The organism is Bifidobacterium apousia, from assembly GCF_007559275.1.
GTDB lineage: Bacteria > Actinomycetota > Actinomycetes > Actinomycetales > Bifidobacteriaceae > Bombiscardovia > Bombiscardovia apousia.
Genome location: NZ_VMHK01000010.1, coordinates 1 through 2,458, shown reverse-complemented (window position 1 = coordinate 2,458; position 2,458 = coordinate 1). Strand labels below are relative to the sequence as shown.

The window sequence follows — 2,458 nt, the reverse complement described above, 5'->3', positions numbered from 1 at the left end:
TCCGCTATACCCGGGCCGCCATTCCAGGCGTCGGCACAAACAGTCCCGGCACCAAGGAAAGGAACACCCATGAACACCACAACCACAGTGACCATGCTGCCCATCGACGCCATCAGGCCCAACGACGCCAACCCCCGAAGCGAGATAGGAGACGTGTCGGAGCTGGCCATGAGCATCGCGTCCCAAGGCATACAGCAGGCCCTGGTCGTCACACCGGCGAACCAGGAGGGGCGGCACACCCTGGTCATCGGACACCGGCGGCTGGCGGCCGCCGAGCAGGCCGGCCTTGCAACCGTGCCCTGTATCATCACCGACATGGACGAGCAGACCCAGGCGGAGGTGATGCTGGTAGAGAACATACACCGTGACCAGCTCACCGCCCTGGACGAGGCACGCGGATACGCCCACCTCCTGGACCTTGGCGAAGACGTGGACCAGATGGCCAAAGCCACTGGCCGCAGCCGCAGCACCGTGCAGCGACGGCTCAAAATATCGTCCATCGACGACGAGAAAATACTCGCGCTGCCATCCCAGCTGAGCTTCGAGGAATTGGAGACGATAGCCGACTTCCGCGACGACGAAGGCCTGCAAGACCAGCTCATCAAAGCCGCAGGCACCAACAACTGGAACATGACACTGCACCAGGTCCAGGCCAAACGGTCGCTGGACAAGTGGATCGAACAGGCCCAGGAAGCCATCAAGCAGGCCGGGCTGCCCATCGTGCCGCTGACACCATCACAATCCTGGTCTGACCCGGAAGGTTGGCGCACCATCGCCCGATTCTCCCCGGATACCGACCCCGACCCCAAGCAGGCCCTCGACACATGGCTGGAGGAATGGGAAGGCGACAAACCCACGGCCGCCGGACTGCTCGACCGTGGCGGACAGTGGCGCGTCAAAATCACCCTGCTGGAGCCATACACCCAACAGGACCAGGAGGACGAACGCCGGCAAAGAGAGGATGACCTGGCCAGGTGGCAAGCCGAACAAGAAGCCGAAATCGCACCGGCCAAGCAACTGGACACGGCAAGCCACGACCTGCGGCTGGCCTACACGCAACGGCTCATGTCCCTCAAACGCCCCGCCAAAAACCAGTCCCAGGCCCTGTCCATGCTGGTCATCGCCCAAGCGAGCCAACGCACCTGGTGGGTCAGCCGGGACCAGGTGCGGGACACATGGCGCGCCATCGTCCAGGACCAGGAAGCCGAGCTGGCGCAAAAGGCCGACCTTGACGAGAGTCGCCGCACCCAGACGGCCTTCGCCCTGTGCCACGCCATCATGGAGACACAGATCAACCACGAGACCTGGCGCAGCCAAGACGACATAGACGGCCTGCTCAAACCCCTCTACCGTGCCCTCCAAACCGCAGGCTACGCCATCAGCGACGAAGAGCAATCCGGTCTCGACGGCGACCTGGTGCCCCGACCTGAAGAGGAAGACAACGAAGGGAACGAAGATGAAACAGACGACGGCGACCAGGAGGAGGACACCAAAGAGTGAATGAACCCCGCAGCCGGCCCCGCCACCAAGCGGGGCCGGCTGCCGGTGGCGGCGCAGCGATGCCTCGCGCCACCCCACGGGGTGGAATCGGCATCGTCGAACGCCCCGCGTTCGGACAGCCAGACCGCAACGCGAGGAACGCACGACTGGTTTGTATGTGCAATTTGTACTACACTCATGGTCATGGAGATCGAGATAGAGCAATCAGCCCGCAAGCACGGCTGCGCCGACGACGAAATCAGGCACGCGGTCCTCCACTCCATAGGCCACGAACAAATCGAGGGCTACGGCGACGAGATGACGGTGGTCTTCGTCGGCCAGCCACACCCCGGGGCCCTACCCGACAACCTGCTCGAAGTCATCGTCAGCAAATGGCAGGACGGCCAGCTCCACGCCTTCCACGCCATGCCGCTGACCAGCCGGTGGCAACATCTCAGATACCAATAGACACAACCAACAAGGAGCCAGACCATGACCAACACACAGACACCCGCCGACAGGGCAGCACACGCCGAAGCACTCGACCGCATGGCCGACGCCGGCCAATTCACACCCATCGAAGGCACCCGGGTATACCGGGGCTACGACGCCGGCCCCCTGACCGACGACGACCTGCTCTCCATCTTCGCCGGCCGCCCCCGCGACGAACTCAAACAACCCACCAGCAAAACCTGGCAGGTACGCACCACCCCGGCCCTGGACCAATGGGCCGAAGCCGCCGTCAAAACAGAAGGCACCAACCTATCGGCACTGATCCGCCAAGCCACCGCCGAATACCTGGCACACCACTACCCAGGACTCCGAAGCCAGATGGCCTGACCCATCAGGGCAACATCATCAAGGGACCCCTCAACGGGGTCCCTTTTTCCATGCTCGGCTCGGCCGGGGTTGTGGTCATCGGCGGCTGCGCCTTGATGTCTGGCCGCCGCTGTCGCACGCCTGCGGCGTGCTGCTGAAG

General features: G+C 63.6%; 3 protein-coding genes. All 3 read left to right on the top strand.

Features of this window, described 5'->3' with window-relative positions; genetic code table 11:
• Positions 1–69: 69 nt before the first annotated feature.
• The 3 genes from FPK30_RS08110 (at position 70) to FPK30_RS08100 (ending at position 2,319) form a co-directional block, all read left to right on the top strand.
• Positions 70–1,500 (top strand): ParB/RepB/Spo0J family partition protein, encoded by a 1,431-nt coding sequence (locus FPK30_RS08110; RefSeq protein ID WP_015022037.1) that lies wholly within the window; start codon positions 70–72, stop codon positions 1,498–1,500.
• Positions 1,501–1,683: 183 nt separating this feature from the next.
• Positions 1,684–1,947 carry a hypothetical protein gene (locus FPK30_RS08105; protein ID WP_141650026.1) on the top strand — a complete coding sequence of 88 codons (264 nt, stop codon included), beginning with the start codon at positions 1,684–1,686 and terminating at the stop codon, positions 1,945–1,947.
• Positions 1,948–1,971: 24 nt separating this feature from the next.
• The gene (locus tag FPK30_RS08100; protein ID WP_015022035.1) at positions 1,972–2,319 is read left to right on the top strand and encodes a hypothetical protein; all 348 of its coding nucleotides are present in this window, start codon (positions 1,972–1,974) and stop codon (positions 2,317–2,319) included.
• Positions 2,320–2,458 lie beyond the last annotated feature (139 nt).